14 protein-coding genes are annotated in these 18,128 nt (G+C 72.6%); 5 read left to right on the top strand and 9 right to left on the bottom strand.

Translation table 11 applies throughout. The annotated features are described in order from the left end of the window. Window positions 1-94 precede the first annotated feature (94 nt). Both ACFHWY_RS10560 and ACFHWY_RS10555 read right to left on the bottom strand, forming a co-directional pair. Complete coding sequence (locus ACFHWY_RS10560; protein WP_416579933.1) at window positions 95-748, bottom strand: response regulator; 654 nt, start codon at window positions 746-748, stop codon at window positions 95-97. Continuing rightward, entirely contained in the window at window positions 745-2,034 is a 1,290-nt protein-coding gene (locus ACFHWY_RS10555; protein ID WP_416579932.1) for a sensor histidine kinase, read from the bottom strand. The genes ACFHWY_RS10560 and ACFHWY_RS10555 overlap by 4 nt, the downstream gene beginning before the upstream one ends. A gap of 132 nt (window positions 2,035-2,166) precedes the next feature. On the opposite strand from ACFHWY_RS10555, the gene ACFHWY_RS10550 reads away from it, so the two are divergent. Both ACFHWY_RS10550 and ACFHWY_RS10545 read left to right on the top strand, forming a co-directional pair. Next, window positions 2,167-3,078 carry an ABC transporter ATP-binding protein gene (locus ACFHWY_RS10550; RefSeq protein WP_416579931.1) on the top strand — a complete coding sequence of 304 codons (912 nt, stop codon included), beginning with the start codon at window positions 2,167-2,169 and terminating at the stop codon, window positions 3,076-3,078. Then, window positions 3,075-3,905, top strand: coding sequence for a hypothetical protein (locus ACFHWY_RS10545; protein ID WP_416579930.1), 831 nt, complete (start codon window positions 3,075-3,077; stop codon window positions 3,903-3,905). The genes ACFHWY_RS10550 and ACFHWY_RS10545 overlap by 4 nt, the downstream gene beginning before the upstream one ends. Before the next feature lie 194 nt (window positions 3,906-4,099). Here ACFHWY_RS10545 and leuS read toward each other — a convergent pair whose 3' ends face one another. The 7 genes from leuS to mbhE form a co-directional block, all read right to left on the bottom strand. Beyond that, complete coding sequence (gene leuS / locus ACFHWY_RS10540; protein ID WP_416579929.1) at window positions 4,100-6,937, bottom strand: leucine--tRNA ligase; 2,838 nt, start codon at window positions 6,935-6,937, stop codon at window positions 4,100-4,102. A gap of 235 nt (window positions 6,938-7,172) precedes the next feature. Continuing rightward, the gene (gene mnhG, locus ACFHWY_RS10535) at window positions 7,173-7,538 is read right to left on the bottom strand and encodes a monovalent cation/H(+) antiporter subunit G (RefSeq protein WP_416579928.1); all 366 of its coding nucleotides are present in this window, start codon (window positions 7,536-7,538) and stop codon (window positions 7,173-7,175) included. Continuing rightward, window positions 7,535-7,792, bottom strand: a complete 258-nt coding sequence (locus tag ACFHWY_RS10530) for a monovalent cation/H+ antiporter complex subunit F (protein WP_416579955.1) — start codon at window positions 7,790-7,792, stop codon at window positions 7,535-7,537. The genes mnhG and ACFHWY_RS10530 overlap by 4 nt, the downstream gene beginning before the upstream one ends. A 13-nt stretch (window positions 7,793-7,805) precedes the next feature. Beyond that, the gene (locus tag ACFHWY_RS10525) at window positions 7,806-8,237 is read right to left on the bottom strand and encodes a Na+/H+ antiporter subunit E (protein WP_416579927.1); all 432 of its coding nucleotides are present in this window, start codon (window positions 8,235-8,237) and stop codon (window positions 7,806-7,808) included. Then, on the bottom strand, window positions 8,234-9,688 hold the full coding sequence (locus ACFHWY_RS10520) for a proton-conducting transporter membrane subunit (RefSeq protein WP_416579926.1): 1,455 nt from the start codon (window positions 9,686-9,688) through the stop codon (window positions 8,234-8,236). The genes ACFHWY_RS10525 and ACFHWY_RS10520 overlap by 4 nt, the downstream gene beginning before the upstream one ends. After that, window positions 9,685-10,062 carry a sodium:proton antiporter gene (locus ACFHWY_RS10515; RefSeq protein ID WP_416579925.1) on the bottom strand — a complete coding sequence of 126 codons (378 nt, stop codon included), beginning with the start codon at window positions 10,060-10,062 and terminating at the stop codon, window positions 9,685-9,687. Before ACFHWY_RS10515 ends, ACFHWY_RS10520 begins: the two co-directional genes overlap by 4 nt. Next, window positions 10,059-12,803, bottom strand: a complete 2,745-nt coding sequence (gene mbhE / locus ACFHWY_RS10510) for a hydrogen gas-evolving membrane-bound hydrogenase subunit E (RefSeq protein WP_416579924.1) — start codon at window positions 12,801-12,803, stop codon at window positions 10,059-10,061. Before mbhE ends, ACFHWY_RS10515 begins: the two co-directional genes overlap by 4 nt. Before the next feature lie 376 nt (window positions 12,804-13,179). Between mbhE and ACFHWY_RS10505 the strand changes: the two genes are divergently transcribed. Genes ACFHWY_RS10505 through ACFHWY_RS10495 form a run of 3 tightly spaced genes read left to right on the top strand, consistent with a single transcriptional unit; the run spans window position 13,180 to window position 18,017 of the window. Beyond that, window positions 13,180-14,229, top strand: coding sequence for an AAA family ATPase (locus ACFHWY_RS10505; protein WP_416579923.1), 1,050 nt, complete (start codon window positions 13,180-13,182; stop codon window positions 14,227-14,229). 1 nt (window position 14,230) lies between these two features. Beyond that, window positions 14,231-15,529, top strand: a complete 1,299-nt coding sequence (locus ACFHWY_RS10500; RefSeq protein ID WP_416579922.1) for a DUF58 domain-containing protein — start codon at window positions 14,231-14,233, stop codon at window positions 15,527-15,529. 16 nt (window positions 15,530-15,545) lie between these two features. Further along, entirely contained in the window at window positions 15,546-18,017 is a 2,472-nt protein-coding gene (locus ACFHWY_RS10495) for a transglutaminase TgpA family protein (protein ID WP_416579921.1), read from the top strand. Window positions 18,018-18,128 lie beyond the last annotated feature (111 nt).

Raw genomic sequence — 18,128 nt, 5'->3', positions numbered from 1 at the left:
GGAGGTACGGAGGTACGGAGGTACGGAGGTACGGAGGTACGGAGGTACGGAGGTACGGAGGGCGGTAGGGCGGAGGGTGGGGTGAGGGGACCGGTCAACGGGGTGGGGTGACCAGTCCGGCCTCGTAGGCGGCGATGACCAGGTGTACCCGGTCACGGGCGTCGAGCTTGCTGAACAGCCGGGCCACGTGGGCCTTCGCGGTGGCCACACTGATCACGAGTTGGTTGGCGATCTCGGCGTTGGACAGGCCCCGACCGACCAGGGTGAGCACCTCCCGTTCCCGTTGGGTCACCCCGGCGAGAGCCCGGGACCGGGGTGCCGTGGGCCGGCGGACGAACTCGGCGATGAGCCGGCGGGTGACGCCCGGCGCGATCAGCGCATCCCCGGCGGCGACCACCCGGATCGCGCCGAGAATGTCCTCCAATGCCATGTCCTTCACCAGGAAACCGCTCGCCCCAGCGTGCAGCGCGGCGTGCACGTGCTCGTCGTCGTCGAAGGTGGTGAGGACCAGTACCCGGGCGGGGCCGCCGGAGCTGGTGACCATCCGCGTCGCCTGGATGCCGTCCGTCCCGGGCATCCGCAGATCCATCAGCACCACGTCGGGCAACACCTCACGGGCCAGGCGCACCGCCTCGGCGCCCGTGCCCGCCTCACCGACCACCGCCATGTCCGGCACATCGGCGATCAGCACCCGCAGCCCGGCCCGCACCAGCGGCTGGTCATCGACGAGCAGCACCCGGATGGTCATCGGTCCACCGCCTCCTCCGCTCGACCACCGGCAACAGCGGCAGCGGCACCGTCCGGTCTGCCACCGTCCCGGTCGCCATCGACCGGGCGACTGCCGGACGGCCTGGCTTTCTCCGGCGGCACCGGCAAGCAGGCCGCCACCCGAAAGCCGCCTTCGGGCCGAGGCCCGGCCCGGAAACGGCCGCCGACGGCCCGGACCCGCTCGCGCATGCCGATCAGTCCGTGCCCCTCGACGCCGATCGGGCCGCCGCCTCCGTCGTCGACGACCTCCACCGTGACCGCTTGGTCGCCGCGCTCGACAACGACCCGACACGCACCGACCCCGGCATGGCGGACCACGTTGGTGAGCGCCTCCTGGACGATGCGGAACGCGGCGAGGCCGACCTCCGCCGGAACGGCCCGTTCGCCGTGCTCACGCAGCTCGACCCGGACTCCGGCGTCACCCGCCGCGGCGACCAGTCGGTCCAGGTCCGCCAGCCCGGGCACCGGGTGCACCGGCGCCGACTCCCCGTCACCACGGCGCAGCGTGCCGAGGGTACGTCGCAGCCCCGCCAGGGTGTCCCGGCTGGCCGCCTCGATGGTGGCGAGCGCGGCACGGGCCTGCGCCGGCTGACTGTCGATCACCCGGGCGCCCACCCCGGCCTGGATGGCGATGACGCCAATGCTGTGCGCGACCATGTCGTGCAGTTCCCGGGCGATGCGCAGCCGCTCGGCGGTGACCGCCTCGGCGGCGGTATGGACACGCAGAGCGGCCGCGTACTCCCGCCGTGCCCGCACGGAGTTGCCGGCGATCCAGGCCGCCACTACCGCCAGCACGGTCAGCGCGGCCTGGTCCACTGGTTCGATTCCGACGTTCACGAAGGCCGCGAGCATCTGTGTGACGAGCACCACCCCGGCGGCGGGCGCCGACACCCGACGGGAGCGGGTCGCGGCAACCACGGCGAGCGCCGCGTCGACGGCGAGGAACTGGAAGTTGAAGAGATCGCCGAGGTACCCGGCGTCCAGGCCGTGCACGCTCGCGGCGCACAGGGTAGCTCCGGCGAGCATCAGGCCCAGCGCGCTCAGCGGGCGGCGGCGCAGCAGACCCGCCGGCAGCGCCACGATCAGCACCGGCACCAGATAGCGCTCGGGCAGCCACCAGCCCATGACGCCGACACCGCCGCCGCTGGTCGCCACGGCCGGCGCCATCACCCAGAGCACGGGCAGGAGGACGACCCCGGCCCAGACCAGCACCGCCTGCACCACCGACGCGGCGGCGCGCAGCCGGAGCAGGGCGGTGTCGTCCACCGGCACACCGTATCCAGCTCCGGGCCGCACCGGCATCGGCCTGCGGGCGTACGCCCCCAGGTCACCACCCGGATGCACGGTACGGCCGGTGGGGTGACGCGGCCGGGCCCGGCGACCGGCAACGTCGACAGCATGATCGAACTTGATGGCCTCACCCGGCGGTACGGCCGCGTCACCGCCGTCGACGACCTGACCCTGACCGTCCGGCCGGGAGTGGTGACCGGCTTTCTCGGCCCGAACGGCGCCGGCAAGTCCACCACCCTACGCATGCTTCTCGGGCTGACCGCTCCGAGCAGCGGCACCGCCGTGATCGGTGGCGTACGGTTCCGGGGCCTCCCCCGCGGACTGCGGCACGCTGGTGCGCTGCTGGACGCCGGGGACGTGCACGGCGGACGCAGCGCCCGGGCGCACCTGGCCGCCCTCGCCCGGAGCAACGGCATCGGCTACCGGCGCGTCGACGAAGTGCTGGGGCAGGTCGGCCTCGGCGACGCCGCCGCTCGCCGCGTCGGCGGCTTCTCACTCGGCATGCGGCAACGCCTCGGCATCGCGGCCGCGTTGCTGGGTGATCCGCCTGTGCTGCTGTTCGACGAGCCGTTCAACGGCCTCGACCCGGAGGGGGTGCGCTGGGTGCGGGAGTTGTTCCGACGGCTCGCCGCCGAGGGCCGCACTGTCTTCGTCTCCAGTCACCTGATGGGCGAGGTCGAGCACTGCGCCGACCGCCTCGTCGTCATCGGCCGGGGCCGGCTGATCGCCGAGGAGTCCCTGGAGGAGTTCGCCGGCCGCGCCGGCCGCGCCGAGGTCGTCGTGCGTACGCCCGGGTCCACCATGCTGGCGACGGCGCTGGCGGACGCCGGGGCGAGCGTGCGACCGGATTCCGGTGGCGCGCTCGCCGTGACCGGGTTGAGTGCCGAGCGGATCGCCGAGCTGGCGCTGGGCCTGCGGATCCCGCTGCACCAGTTGACCACCCGCACCGCCTCGCTGGAGGAGGCCTTCGTGGCGCTTACCGCCGCCGATGTCGAGTACGCCGCCCGGGAGACCCGATGATCACCGTGACCCGACCCGACCCGCAGACCACGGCCCACTACCGCCACCTGCTCGCCGCCGAATGGATCAAGCTCTGGTCGCTGCGCTCGACGTGGGGCGCGTTCGCCCTGATCCTGCTCGCCATGGTCGGCCTCGCTATCCACGCCGCACTTGCCACCCACGCCGGCTGGCCGGTACTGCCGACCGAGGTGCGGGCGGCACGCTCCCCGCTCTGGGACGCCTTCCCGACCGAGGCCCAGATGTTCGTCGTCCTCGCGGCCAGTGGTGTCGGCGCGGTCGCGGTCGGCGGCGAGTACGCCTCCGGGCTGATGCGTACCACGTTCGCCGCCGTCCCCCGGCGGTACGCGGTGGCCGCCGCCAAGTTGACCGTGCTGACCGGCGTGATGACCCTGCTGGGGCTGCTGGGCGCGGCGGCGGCGTTCACGGTGTCGCAGGTGATCCTCGCCGACGTCGACGCGGGCATGTCCGTCGGCGACCCCGGCGCCCTGCGCGGCATCGCCGCATCCGCCCTGCTGGTGCCGCTATGCGCGCTCGTCGGCATGGCCCTTGCCGCGCTGATCCGGCACACCGCGCCCGCGATCGTCACCGCCGCGACGGTGCTGCTCCTGCTGCCCACCGCCGTCAACGATGACGAACGCTGGAGCGCGCTGCTGCGCCAGGCCATGCCGGTGCCGGCCTGGCAGCGGCTGGTCGAGCCGGGCGCTCCGCCGCCGTGGCTGACCGACGTCCACCCCGCCACCGTCTCCGGCGCCTGGACCACCTACGCCCTCTGGGCATCAGCCGCCACCATTCTGACCCTGCTCGCCCTGAACCACCGCACCCCCTAACCCCCACCCACCCCCCACCCACCCTCCCCTCCCTCCCCCCTCCCCTCCCCCTCCCCTCCTGGTTGATCATGAGGTTGACGGCAGTTTGAAGGTCAGCCACTGCCGCCAATCTCATGATCAACCAGGAGGGGAGGGGGAGGGTGGGTGGGTGGGTGGGTGGGTGGGTGGGTGGGTGGGTGGGTGGGTGGGTGGGGTTATGCCACCACGGAGACCATTCGGCCGGGGATCACGATGACCTTGCGTGGTTCCTTGCCGGCCAGCGGGCCGGCCACCGCCACCAGGGCCGCTGCCCGCACGTCGTCCTCGGTCGCGTCGGTGGACACCTCGACGCGACCCCTCACCTTGCCGTTGACCTGCACCGGGTAGGTCACCGTCTCGGCGACCAGCAGGGCCGGGTCGGCCACCGGGAAGTCCGCGTACGTCAGCGAGCTCTGATGACCCAGCCGCCGCCACAGCTCCTCGGCGATGTGCGGGGCGAACGGGGCCACCATCAGCACCAGCGGCTCGGCCACCTCGCGCGGGGTGCCGTCCAGTCGGGTCACCGCGTTGGTCAGCTCGATCAGCTTGCTGATCGCGGTGTTGAACCGGATGCCCTCCATGTCGCCCCGGACGCCGTCGATCACCCGGTGCAGCAGCCGCCGGGTCGCCTCGTCGGCCGGATCGTCGGTGACCCGCGGCTGCCCGGTCTGCTCGTGGACGACAGCCCGCCAGACCCGTTGCAGGAAGCGGTACGAGCCGACGACGGCCCGGGTCTCCCAAGGACGGGACACCTCCAGCGGGCCCATCGACATCTCGTACACCCGGAAGGTGTCGGCGCCGTAGGCGGTGCACATCTCGTCCGGGGTGACGACGTTCTTCAGGGACTTGCCCATCTTGCCGTACTCGCGGTCGACCTGGACGTCGCCCAGGAACCAGCCGCCGTCGCGCTCGGCGACCTCCTCGGCCGGCACGTACGCGCCCCGGGCATCGGTGTACGCGTACGCCTGGATGTAGCCCTGGTTGAACAGCTTGCGGAACGGCTCGAACGACGACACGTGGCCCAGGTCGTACAGCACCTTGTGCCAGAACCGGGCGTACAGCAGGTGCAGCACGGCGTGCTCGCCGCCACCGACGTACAGGTCCACGCCACCGCAGTCCCCCTCGCCGCGCGGCCCCATCCAGTACCGCTCGGTGTCCGGGTCGACGAACCGCTCGCTGTTGGTCGGGTCCAGGTAGCGCAGTTCGTACCAGCAGGACCCGGCCCACTGTGGCATCACGTTGGTCTCGCGGGTGTAGCGCTTGGGCCCGTCGCCCAGGTCCAGCTCCACCTCCACCCAGTCCCGGCGGCGCGACAGCGGCGTCTCCGGGTTGCTGGCCGCGTCCTGCGGGTCGAAGGTGCGCGGGGAGAAGTCGTCTACCTCGGGCAGCTCGACCGGCAGCATCTCCTCCGGCAGCGCGATGGCGGCCCCGTCGGCGTCGTAGACGATCGGGAACGGCTCACCCCAGTAACGCTGGCGGCTGAACAGCCAGTCGCGCAGCCGGTAGGTCACCGCGCCCTGGCCGTTGCCGGTCGCCTCCAGCCACTCGATGATCCGCGCCTTGGCCTCGGCCACCCCCAGTCCGTCCAGGTCCAGGCCACGCTCGGGCGCGGCACTGTTGGTCGCCGGACCGTCCCCGGTGTACGCCTTGCCGTCGAAGCCCTCTGCCGGCCGCACGGTACGCACGATCGGCAGCTCGAAGACCTCGGCGAACTCCCAGTCCCGCTCGTCCTGGGCGGGCACCGCCATGATCGCACCGGTGCCGTAGCCGGCCAGCACGTAGTCGGCGATGAAGATCGGGATCTGCGTGCCGGTGGCCGGGTTGGTGGCGTACGCGCCGATGAAGACGCCGGTCTTCTCCTTCGTGTCCGCCTGCCGCTCCACATCGGTCCTGGCCGCCGCCGCCTTGCGGTACGCCTCGACCGCGGCCCCCGGGCTGGAGTGCCCACCGGTCCACGCGTCCCGGGTGCCCTCCGGCCAGGCCGCCGGGGTAAGCGCGGCCACCAGCTCGTGCTCCGGCGCCAACACCATGTAGGTGGCACCGAAGATGGTGTCCGGTCGGGTCGTGAACACCCGGACCGGCTCGCCGGTGGTCAGGAAGTCGATGTGCGCGCCGGTGGACCGGCCGATCCAGTTGCGCTGCATCAGCTTGATCGGCTCCGGCCAGTCCAGCTTGTCCAGGTCGTCCAGCAGCCGGTCGCCGTACGCGCTGATCCGCATCATCCACTGCTTCAGGTCACGCTTGAAGACCGGGAAGTTGCCCCGCTCGGAGCGGCCGTCGGCGGTGACCTCCTCGTTGGCCAGCACCGTGCCCAGCCCGGGACACCAGTTCACCGGCGCCTGCGAGACATATGCCAGGCGGTGGTCGTCGACGATCCCACGACGCTCGTCGGCGGACAGTTCGGTCCACGGGCGGCCGTCCGGGGTGCGTCGGGTACCCCCGGCGAACTCGGCGATCAGCTCGCTGACCGGCCGGGCCCGGCCGGCCTCACGGTCGTACCAGGAGTTGAAGATCTGCAGGAAGATCCACTGCGTCCAGCGGTAGAAGTCGGTGTCGATGGTGGCCACCGAACGCCGCTGGTCATGGGCCAGCCCCAGCCGACTCAGCTGCCCCCGGTAGCGGCTGATGTTCGCCTCGGTGGTGGTCCTCGGGTGGGTGCCGGTCTGCACCGCGTACTGCTCAGCGGGCAGGCCGAACGCGTCGAAGCCCATCGCGTGCAGCACGTTGCGCCCCGCCATCCGCTGGTAGCGGGCGAAGCAGTCGGTGCCGATGTAACCCAGCGGGTGCCCCACGTGCAGGCCCGCGCCCGAGGGGTACGGGAACATGTCCAGCACGTACAGCTTCTCGGCGCCCGCTCGCGGGTGCGCCGGATCGGCCAGCGGACCGGCCGGGTTCGGCGCGTGGAAGCTTCCGTCGCGTTCCCAGAAGTCCTGCCAGCGGCGTTCGATCCTGTCGGCCAGCGTCGCGGTGTACCGGAACGGTGGGATGTCGGTGGCAGCCTCGCTGCTACTCATGGCCTTCTCCTCGCGTCGCCTGGCGGAGCCTGTCGGAGTGCTGGCTGGTCTCGTGTCCCGTGCTCGTCGGCCCGCCCCCGGTCCGGCGGCGGACACGAAAAAGCCCCTCACGTAGGAGGGGCCGCCGTGCTGTCGCGCGTTCAGCGCATCAGCACGGCGCGGTAAGAAGCAGGAAGACTCCGGCCATGACGGGTAGTGTACCGCCCACCCTGACGGCGTCGCCGCCCGCTGTCGGTCAGCCGGGCTCTCGGCCGCCCGGCTGGTCGCGGCCCTCGCCGGCCCGACCGTCGAGTTCGTCGTAGCGGGTGACCGCCGCCAGCGGCGCCCCGGACCGGTACGCGGCACGGGCCAGGGCATACCCACCGACCGGCGCGGTGAACAGCTGCAGGCCGACCGCCACCAGGACCACCACGGCGGTACGCACGCCGGGAACCAGCAGCAGCACGCCCAGCAGCACGCAGCTCACTCCGAGGCTGGCCGCCTTGGCCACGGAGTTCATCCGGTGGTAGACGTCGGGCAGGCGGATCAGACCCAGCGCGCTGATCGCGATCAGGGCGGTGCCGAGCGACAGGAGGAGCGACGCCGCGACGGTCCGGATCATCGCTGCCCGCGCAGCACCAGTCGCGCCATCGCCACCGTGGCCAGGAAACTCACCAGCGTCCCCAGGAGCACCAGGTCGAGCAGGTCCGGGGCGTCCAGCCGGGCGGCTAGCACGGCCAGGGCCGCCAGGAAGACGAAGAAGCCCAGATCCAGCGCGGCGGCCCGGTCCGCGTCGGTCGGGCCGACCACCAGCCGGACGATCACCACCGCCATCGACAGGGCGAGAACCACGAGCACCACGTCGAGCAGGATCACCACCATCTCCGCGTCACCTCCGGTCACCGTGGTCAGGCAGGTCACCGTCGTCGGCTGGGTCACCGTGGTCGGGAGGACCGGCCCGGCGCAGGGCGGCCAGCAGGCGCCCCTCCAACTCGGCGACGTCCCGCCGGAACGCCACCGGATCGGCGGCGTACATGCCGTGCACCGACAGCGCGGGCGGGCCCCGGTGCACCGCCAGGGTCAGGGTGCCCGGGGTCAGGTTGACCACCATCGCCACCGCCGCCACCTCGGTGTCGGTGACCGCCCGCAGCGGCACCCGTACCACCGCCGGGGCCAGCCGGGAACCCGGGGTCAGGATCTCCCAGGCCACGGCGAGGTTCGCCTGTACCAGCCGGGCGACGAAGTAGCCGGCGAACCGCAGGACGCGCCTGGCCCGCAGCACCGTACGCCCGGTGAGTCCGCCCGCCGCGCCCACGCTCATCGCTCGGTCACCGCCCGGACGTAATGTGAGGGGTCCCGCAGCCCAGCCGCCGCCGTGTCCGCGACCACCAGCAGTGGCTCGGCGGCCAGTCCCGCCGCCAGGGAGAGCCCGACCAGGGCCAGTGGCGCGCCGACCAGAGGCAGCCCGATCCGCTTCTCCACGGCCGGCGGGTCACCGGCGAACACCGCGCTCCAGATCTTCACCATCGACAGCAGGGTGACCAGGCTCACCAGCACCGCGACCGCCATCGCCAACCAGGCCCCGGCCTCCGCGGTGGCTCGCAGCAGCACGAACTTCGCCACGAAGCCGGAGAACGGCGGCAGGCCGGCCAGCGACAGTGCCGCCCCGCCGAAGGCCAGGCCGAGGGCGGGACGCTGCCAGCTCAGGTGGCCGGAGTCGTCGAGCCGGTCATTGCCCCGGCCGGCACACACCGCCGCCGCGCAGAGCAACAGCGCGGCCTTGACCAGGACATACTGCGCCAGGTAGTACACCGCCGCGGCCAGACCGGCGGCGGTGAACAGCGCCAGGCCGAGCAGTACGTAACCGATCTGACTGACCATGTGGAAGGCCAGGATCCGCCGCATCGTCTTCTCGCCGACGGCACCGAGCACACCGACCACCATCGACAGCAACGCCACCGCGCCGAGCAGCCAGTGGTAGGCGGGGTCGCCGCCGTAGACCACCGCGTAGATCCGGATCACGGCGTAGAGGCCGACCTTGGTCAGCATCCCGGAGAAGAGGGCCACCACCACCGGCGACGCCACCGGGTAGGTGCGGGGCAGCCAGTCGTGCAGCGGGACCAACGCGCTCTTGACGGCGAGGGCGAGCAGCACCACGGCGGCGGCGACCGCCACCGCCGGATCGTCGCGGGCCAGGCCGGCCAGGTCGCCCAGTCCGACCACTCCGGTGGTGCCGTAGACCAGCGCCACTCCCGCCAGCAGAAGGGTGGAGGCGAGCAGGTTGGTGGCCACGTACACCCGTGCCGCACCGCCACGTCCGGCTCCGCCGGTCAGGCTCAGCAACACGTACGAGGGCACCAACATGACCTCGATCAGCACGAACAGGTTGAACAGGTCGGTGGTGAGGAAGGCACCACTCGCCCCGGCCGAGAGAACCAGCACCAGCGGCAGGAAGTACGGGCGGCGGTCGTCACCGGAGCCGACCGCCGCGACCAGGCAGCAGAGCACCACCACTGCGGTGACCGTCACCAGCAGGGCGCTGAGCGCGTCCGCCGCCAGGCTGATGGCCACCGGCTCCGGCCAGCCGCCGACCCGCAGCACCGGCACCGCGCCGTCACTGGTCGCCACCACCAGGACCACCCCCACCGTCAGCACCCCGGCGGTGGTCACCGACGCGGCGATCCGGTGCAGCAGCATCCGGCCCGGCAGGGCGAGCAGGACACCGGCCACCAGCAGTGGTCCGGCGACCGGGATGAGGAGGAGGTCGTTCACCGGACCTCCCCCTCCGGCCCGCCCTCGCGTACCGGGTCGACGTCGGCGGGCGGCCCGTGGTCGCCGCCGCCGGCCGGCTGGTCGTCGCCGTCGCCGGGCCGCAGCAGGCCGAGCAGGTGGACGGTGATACCGAAGGTGATCACGATGGCGGTCAACACGAAGGCCTGCGGCAGCGGATCGGCCGTTTCGGGGCCCACCTCCTCCAGCGCGGCCGTCCGGCGGCCGAGCCCACCGGCGGCGAGCAACAGCACGTTGCCGGCGTGCCCGAGCAGGACAAAGCCCAGCACCACCCGCAGCAGGCCGGGCCGCAGCAGCAGGAACACCCCCGCGGCGACCAGCACGCCGACGACGAGGGCCGCGCTGTGCTGCTTCACCCGGCACCTCCGGCGGCCGGCGCCGCGCGCCCGGCGGTGGGCACACCGAGGCGGCGGACAGCCGCCACCACCAGCGCCAGCACCATCAGGTAGACGCCGAGGTCGAACAGCAGGGAGGTGGACAGCGACGGCACCGGGCCGGGCGTGCCGAGGGCGAGCGGCGCGAACGGGGCCCGGCCGGCGGCAACCGGCACCAGGCCGGCGGCCATGGCGGCCAGCAGCCCGACGGCGGCCAGCGGCGCCGCCCGGAGCCGGCGCAGCAGCGGCGGCCCGCCGGGGTGGGCCAACTGCCCGAGCCCGACGGCGGTACCCGCGAGCAGCGCCCCGATGAAGCCGCCGCCGATCTCCTCGTGGCCCCGCAGGAACAGCACCGCCGAGGCGACCAGCATCACCGGAGCGAGCATCCGGTAGGCGAAGCCGAGCACGACGTCATCACCGGTCGGCTTTTTGCCGGCAGGTTCGACCTGGCGACCGGCGAGCCGGACCAGCCCGAGCGCCACCACCGCGAGCACCACCGCCTCGCCGACGGTGTCAAGCGCCCGGAAGTCCACCAGGATGGTGTTGACGACATTGGCGCCCCCGGTCGACTCCTCGGCCTGGTCGAGGTACCACCGGCCGGGCCCGGACAGCTGCGCGCGCCCGGTGAGCACGGCGGCGCCCGCCGCGGCGGCGGCCCCCGTCGCCACCGCCAGCAGCGCCGCACCGGCGACCGGCCAGCGGCGCCCGACGGTGGTGAGCCGGCTCGGCTGCTGCCGCAGCGCCAACATGACGACCACCGCGGTGAGCACCTCCACCAGCATCAGGGTCAACGCCACGTCCGGCGCTCCGATGGTCAGGAACCAGGCCGACAACAGCAGCCCCACCACTCCGGTCAGCCCGATCGCGGCCAGCGCGGAACGCGCCACCAGCATCCCGGTGAGGGCCGGCACGAGCAGACACAGCAGCAGCCAGTCGCCCGGTCGGCCCAGGTCGCCGCCGAGCGGGGCGGCGACGCCGGGCGCTGCCGCGGCGGCCACCGCGAGCACCACCACGGCCAGCAGCGGCCGGGCCAGGTAGGGGGCCGGACCCGGGGCGTGCGCGGGCCGGGCGACGACCGCTCCGGCACCCAGCAGCCCCTGCCGGCCGCGCTCCAGCAGCTCGGCAAAGGGTGGTGTGGTGGGTAGCGCCCGCAGCCACCGGTCCACCCGGACCCGGCTGAGGAACATCAACGTGCCGAGCAGCACGGTGAGGACGCTCAACCCCAGCGCAGGGGTGAGGCCATGCCAGAACGCCAGGTATGGCGGCGTGCCCTGCGGGCGGGCGTCGTCGGCCGCCCGTTGCACGAGCGGATTCAGCACGGCCACCGTCGGACCGAGCGCGGTCGCCGTCACCGCGGCGACCGCGGCCGGCGCGAGGAACGCCCAGGACGGCTCGTGCAGCTGACGTTGTCGGGTCGGTCCCTCCATCATCCCGTGCACGAGCCGGGCCGCGTACGCGAAGGTCAGCACCGAGGCGAGCACGCCGAGCCCGGCCGCCAACCAGCCCAGCCACCACACCCCGCGCGCCTCGCCGAGGGACTCGAAGATCGCCTCCTTGCCGACGAAGCCGATGGTGGGCGGCAGGCCCGCCAACGACATCGCGGCCAACGCGGTGAGCCAGACCGTCACCGGCATCACCCGGTGCAGTCCGGAGAGCTGGCGCATGTCCCGGCTGCCCGCCTGATGGTCGATGATGCCGACCAGCATGAACAGCGTCGCCTTGAACAGCGCGTGGGCGAGGGTGTAGAGGATCGCTGCCGCGTCGGCGGCCGGGGTGCCGACGCCGATCACCCCGACCAGCAGGCCGAGCTGGCTGACCGTGGAGTACGCCAGCAGCGCCTTGAGGTCGTACTGCCGCAGCGCCAGCAGCGCGCCGAGGATCGCGGTGAGCAGGCCGACGGCCATCAGCGTGACGTCCCACGCCCACGCCCCGGCGAACACGGCCGAGAAACGCATCAGCAGGTAGATGCCGGCCTTGACCATCGTCGCCGCGTGCAGGTACGCGCTCACCGGCGTGATCGCCACCATCGCGCCGGGCAGCCAGAAGTGGAATGGCAGCTGCGCGGACTTGGTGAACGCGGCAATGATGACCAGCGTCCCGACCGCCAAGGCCGGTCCGCCGGTGAGCCGCTCCGGCTCGGCCACGATGGTGTCCAGGCTGGTGGTGCCGAGGTACACCGCCAGCAGCACGAAGGCGGCCAGCAGGGCCAACCCGCCGGCGACGGTCACCAGCAGCGCCTGTACGGCGGAACGGGTGGCCGCCGGCCGGCCGCCCTGCCCGATCAGGACGAAGGATCCGATCGAGGTCAGCTCCCAGAAGACGAGGAGCACCAGCAGGTCGCCCGCGAGCACCAGGCCCAGCATCGCGGCTGCGAAGAGGGTCATGGTGACGTACACCCGCTCGTGCTCGGCCGAGTCGCCACTGAGGTACCGGGGGCAGTAGGCCATGATGAGCGCACCGACACCGAGCGCCAGCAATGCGAAGGTCAGCCCGAGCGCGTCCATCCGCAGCGCGGCGGTGACTTCCAGCGCGGGCAGCCACCGCCAGGCCACGGCGACTTCCCGGTCGTCCAGGATCACCGGCAGGCTGGTGAGCAGCAGCCCCGCCGCGATCAGATAGCCGGCGGCCAGCGGGTAGCCGGCGTCGCGGCCGAAGCGTCGGGTCAGCAGCGGCACGCCGGCGGCCAGACCGACCTGCCAGGCCAGTACGGCTGCGAGGATCACACCGCCTCCCGACACGCCTGGTCTATCGGGCGTGCCTCTGCCGCCGCCACCTCAGCGCCCGACGTCGCAACGGCCGGCGGGGAGACCGGGGCCCGACTCCGGCAGGCAGAAGGGCGCGTCGGTGCGGTCGGGCATGTCGCTCCTCATCAGGTGCCTTCCGGCCGCTTACCCCGCACAACCACTGACATGCGCTCCGTGATGACAAATCACTGCCTAACCACTCAAACACCTGCGACGGTCGGCGTAGACCAGAAACATGGTTAGCCTGAGAGGCCAGTGAGATTGCTGCGGCAGACGAGGCTCGCACGTCGCGAACCTAACGGCGGGTCCAGGTGCTCTATTCAGAGCTGCCGTGACGGCGACGAGGAGGAGGCCCGTGACACAACAGACCTGGGACGAAGTTGGCGGTCTGCTGCCGCACGACGAGTTCCGCGCCGCGAGTGACGTGATCGTGGCCAACATCGAACAGGTCATCGAGGGCAAGACCGCTACCGTGCGGCTTGCCCTGGCCGTCCTGCTCGCCGAAGGTCACCTGCTCATCGAGGACGTGCCCGGCGTCGGCAAGACCAAGCTGGCCAAGGCCCTCGCGCGGTCGATCGACTGTTCGGTCCGCCGCATCCAGTTCACGCCCGACCTGCTGCCCAGCGACGTCACCGGGGTCAGCGTCTACAACCAGGAGACACACGACTTCGAGTTCCGCCCCGGCGCCGTCTTCGCCAACCTGGTCGTCGGCGACGAGATCAACCGCGCCTCCCCGAAGACCCAGTCGGCACTGCTGGAGTGCATGGAGGAGCGGCAGGTCACCGTCGACGGGGTGACCTACCAGCTGCAGACCCCGTTCATGGTGATCGCCACCCAGAACCCGATCGAGATGGAGGGCACGTACCCCCTGCCGGAGGCCCAGCGCGACCGGTTCACCGCCCGCATCGCGATGGGGTACCCGGATCCGACCGCCGAGCTGGCCATGCTCGACGGTCACGGCGCGGTCGATCCGCTCTCCGCGCTGCGGCCGGTCTCCGACGCCGAGACCGTGCGTCGGCTGATCGGCCACGTCCGGCAGGTGCACGTCGCCGACGTGGTCAAGCAGTACGCCATCGACCTGGTGACCGCCACCCGCGAGTCGCCCGACCTGCGCCTGGGTGCGTCCCCCCGATGCACCCTGCAGATGCTGCGCACCGCCCGCGCGGTGGCCGCCCTCGACGGGCGCGACTACGTTCTCCCCGACGACCTTCAGGTGCTCGCCGTGCCGGTGCTCGCGCACCGGATCATCCCCACCGCCGACGCCCAGCTCGCCCGACGCACCACCGACGCGATCGTCGCCGACCTGGTGCACCGCCTGCCACTGCCACACGACCGCAAGCGTTCGCCGTACGACCCGCCGCCGACCGGTGGCGTCCGGCCCCCGTTCGAGCCGCGGAGGCCGTGACGTGCGTGACGGGCTGCGCGGGCTGACCACCCGCGGCCGTTCCTTCCTGGCCGCGGCGGTGGCGGCAGCTGCCTCCGCCGGCATCCTCGGCGAGAAGGATCTGCTGCGGGTGGCGGTGCTGCTGGCCGTCCTGCCGCTGCTCGCCGCGCTCTACGTCGGTCGCAGCCGCTACAAGCTCGCCTGCCACCGGTCGCTTGAACCGCACCGGGTGCCGGTCGGGGCCAGCGCCCGGGTGGTGTTGCGGTTGCAGAACATGTCCCGGCTACCCACCGGCACCCTGCTGCTGGAGGACCGGCTCCCGTACGCCCTCGGCAGCCGACCCCGGGTGGTGCTGGAGCGCCTCGGCGCGCACCAGGCCAGCTCGGTGGCGTACACCGTGCGCGCCGACGTGCGCGGCCGGTACGAGGTGGGGCCGCTGGTGGTCCGGATGACCGATCCGTTCGGTCTCTGCGAACTCAGTCGCGCCTTCCCCGGCACCGAGCGCCTCACGGTCGTCCCCCAGGTGGCCCCGCTGCCGTCGGTGCGGCTGCCCGGCGAGTACGCCGGCAGCGGCGACAGCCGGGCCCGCTCGGTGGCGGTGCACGGCGAGGACGACGCGGCGACCCGCGAGTACCGGCGCGGCGACGACCTGCGCCGGGTGCACTGGAAGTCGACAGCGCGCACCGGCGAGCTGATGGTGCGGCGGGAGGAACAGCCGTGGGAGAGCCGGGCCACTGTCCTCCTGGACACCCGCGTCTACGGTCACCAGGGCGACGGCCCGACGGCCAGCTTCGAGTGGGCGGTCTCGGCCGCCGCCAGCATCGCCGTGCACCTGCGGCAGGCCGGCTACAAGCTGCGGCTGGTCACCGGCGCGGGCGCGGACGTCGATGCGAACGAAGGCGCCGGCGACGGTCTGCTGCTCGACCAGCTCGCCGAGGTTCGGCTGGACCAGCGGGTCGAGATCACCACGCTGGTGCAGCACGTCCGGCAACGGGCCGACGGTGGCCTGATCATCGGCCTGTTCGGTGCGTTGAGCACCGCCGAGGCGGAGCTGCTGGCGGGGCTTCGGGCCAACGGCGCCACCTGCGTGTGCTTTCTGTTGGACAGCTCCGCCTGGCTGAACCTGCCCGCGTCCGCCCGGGCCGAGGCAGACCAGGCCCACGACACCGCCGCGCTGGCGCTACTCCAGTCCGGCTGGCGGGTGATCGGCGTCGACCACGGCGGCCGGCTGCCGGCGCTCTGGCCACAAGCCGGTCGCGGATCCCAGGGGTTCGCCCTTCGTGCGGCGATGGCCGAGACGGTGGCGGGCGGCGTGCGATGAACGGAAGGTCCCCCTCATGATCGCCCATCGGAACCTGGGCCTGGTGGCCGCCGCCGCGACGCTGCTGGCCGCGGCTCCACTCTCGGCCATCTTCGAGAGCTGGACCTGGCTGGTCCAGGCGGTCATCGCGGTGGCCGCGGTGGCCGCCGCGGCGGCACTCGCCCGTCTCGGCCGGGCACCGCTGTGGCTCCAGATCCTGGCCATGGTGGGCAGCCTCACGGTCGCCCTGACCTGGCTGTTCCCCAGCGGCGGCGAGCTGCTGGCGGTGCTGCCCACCCCGGCCACCTTCGGGCACTTCGCCGAACTGTTGGGCAACTCCGTCGGGGACATGCGCTCACACGGCGTGAAGGTGCCGGACACCGATCCGCTGCTGTTCATCACGGTGCTCGGTGTCGGCGGAGTGGCGGTGCTGGTGGACGTGCTCTGCGTCGGGCTGCACCGGCCCGCCCTTGCCGGGCTGCCGATGCTGGCCATCTACTCGGTGCCGGTGGCGGTCTACGTGGACAGCGTCCCGCCGGTGCCGTTCGCGATCGGCGCCGCCGGCTTCCTGTGGCTGCTGGTCACCGACAACGTGGACCGGGTCCGCCGCTTCGGCCGGCGGTTCACCGGCGACGGTCGCGACGTGGACGTCTTTGAGGCGTCTCCGCTGGCCGCCGCTGGCCGGCGGCTGGCGGTGGTGGGCCTCGCCCTGGCCGTGCTGGTGCCGTTGGCCGTCCCAGGCATGACCGCCGGGCTGATCACCAGCCTGAACGCCGGCGCTGGCGCCGGAATCGGGCCTGGGCTGGGTGGCTCCCCCGGCCGGGTCGACCTGTTCGCCGCGCTCAGCGGGCAGCTCAACCAGTCGCAGGTGACCGACCTGGTGAAGGTCACCACCACCGAGGAGGAGCCGTTCTACCTACGCTTCGGCGTGGCCGACGACCTGCGCACCGACGGCTTCCGGATCCGCGGCCCCAACGGCGGGCGGGTCACCGGCGAGCTGCCCGATCCGTCGGCGCGGTCGCTGCCAGGCGTCGAGCGGACCCAGCACCGGGCCACCGTGGAGGTGAGCCGGGACCTGAACATGCCGTTCGTGCCGGTCTACGCCGAGCCGGTCCGATTCGGCGAACTCGGCAACAACTGGTTCTACGACCCGAACCTCCAAGTCGTCTTCTCGAACCGGGAGAGCTCCCGGGGCCGGCAGTACGAGTTCGACTACGTGCGTTCGTCGTACAGCCCGCAGGCGCTGCGCCGGGCCCAGCCGTTGCCGGCGGACGTGCCGCTGCGCCGGCAGCAGACCGTGACACCCGACGTGCCCGAGGTGCGGGCCCTGGTCGAGGATCTGATCCGCGGCGCACGCACCGAGTACGACAAGGTGCGCGCCCTCTACGACTACTTCTCCGAGGACAACGGCTTCAGTTACCGGCTTAGCACTGAAGAGGGCACCAGCGGTCAGGCGATCCTCGACTTTCTCGACAACAAGGTCGGCTACTGCCAGCAGTACGCGGCGGCGCTGGCGTGGATGGTCCGCGAAGCGGGCATCCCGGCCCGGGTCGCCTTCGGGTTCACCAACGGCAGCCGGCGCAGCGATGACACCCTCACGCTGACCAACCGCAACCTGCACGCCTGGACCGAGGTCTACTTCGACCAGATCGGTTGGGTTTCCTTCGACGCCACGCCGGCCTACGGCGTGCCGGGCTCGACCCGCTCGGCGTGGGCACCGGACACCGACGCCCCCGAGCAGAGCACTCCGGCGCCCGGCGCGTCGGGCGCACCTGACGCTGCCGACCCGTCGAACGCACCGGACCAGGGGCCGGACCAGTTCGAGGAAGGCGTCGACCCGGGCGCCGTCGTGGGCGACGGCGCGCCGGGCCAGCAGACGCCGCTCTGGCCCTGGCTGCTCACCATCGGGGTGCTGGCGCTGCTCGTCCTGCTGGCCGTGCCCGCACTGCGCCGGCTCACCTTGCGCCGCCGCCGTGCACGGCCGGCGCCGGTGGCCCGGGCGGTCGACGTCCCGGGCTCGGACAGCCCGGCCGCCGGCCAACCGGTCGTGCTGGTCGGCGGCGACCATGACCGGGCCCGAGCCGACGCGCACGCCGCCTGGGACGAACTGGTCGACACGCTGGTCGACTACCGGGTCCGGGTGGAACGGACGGAGACCCCGAGGGCGACCGCCGACCGGCTGGCCCGGGAGGCGCTCACCACCGACACCGGGGCCTCCTCGGCGGTCCGCCTGCTCGGTCGGGCGGAGGAGCGGGCCCGCTACGCCCGGGACCCGTTGGCCGGTGAACCCCTGTCGGCGGCCCTGCGGGCGGTGCGCGGCGCGCTTGTCGGGCAGGCGGACCGCCGCACGCGGCTGGTGGCGACAGTGTTGCCGCCGTCGGTGCTGCACCGATGGCGTACCAGCATCGCCGACACCTCGTCACGGCTGGTCGCCTCCGGTGGGCAGCTACGTCACCGGTTGCTGCGCTTCAGTCCGCGCCGGCTGATCGCCACTCGCCCGAGCCGCTGACCCCGCCGCCTTACCCACCGGCTCGTCGATCATGCAGCTGTGGTTGCTTGTCTGCGCCTCTGACGGCTTTCGTGGCCACAACTGCATGACCGACACGCGGTTGCAGGGTGA

Source organism: Micromonospora sp. LOL_024, from assembly GCF_048060415.1.
Taxonomy (GTDB): domain Bacteria; phylum Actinomycetota; class Actinomycetes; order Mycobacteriales; family Micromonosporaceae; genus Micromonospora.
This window is presented reverse-complemented; position numbering and strand designations above follow the sequence as displayed.

Coding starts and splice junctions, on each gene's coding strand:
- mnhG (WP_416579928.1), bottom strand. CDS start 7,538: ATGATCCGGACCGTCGCGGCGTCGCTCCTCCTGTCGCTCGGCACCGCC.
- ACFHWY_RS10550 (WP_416579931.1), top strand. CDS start 2,167: ATGATCGAACTTGATGGCCTCACCCGGCGGTACGGCCGCGTCACCGCC.
- ACFHWY_RS10545 (WP_416579930.1), top strand. CDS start 3,075: ATGATCACCGTGACCCGACCCGACCCGCAGACCACGGCCCACTACCGC.
- leuS (WP_416579929.1), bottom strand. CDS start 6,937: ATGAGTAGCAGCGAGGCTGCCACCGACATCCCACCGTTCCGGTACACC.
- ACFHWY_RS10495 (WP_416579921.1), top strand. CDS start 15,546: ATGATCGCCCATCGGAACCTGGGCCTGGTGGCCGCCGCCGCGACGCTG.
- ACFHWY_RS10525 (WP_416579927.1), bottom strand. CDS start 8,237: ATGAGCGTGGGCGCGGCGGGCGGACTCACCGGGCGTACGGTGCTGCGG.
- ACFHWY_RS10560 (WP_416579933.1), bottom strand. CDS start 748: ATGACCATCCGGGTGCTGCTCGTCGATGACCAGCCGCTGGTGCGGGCC.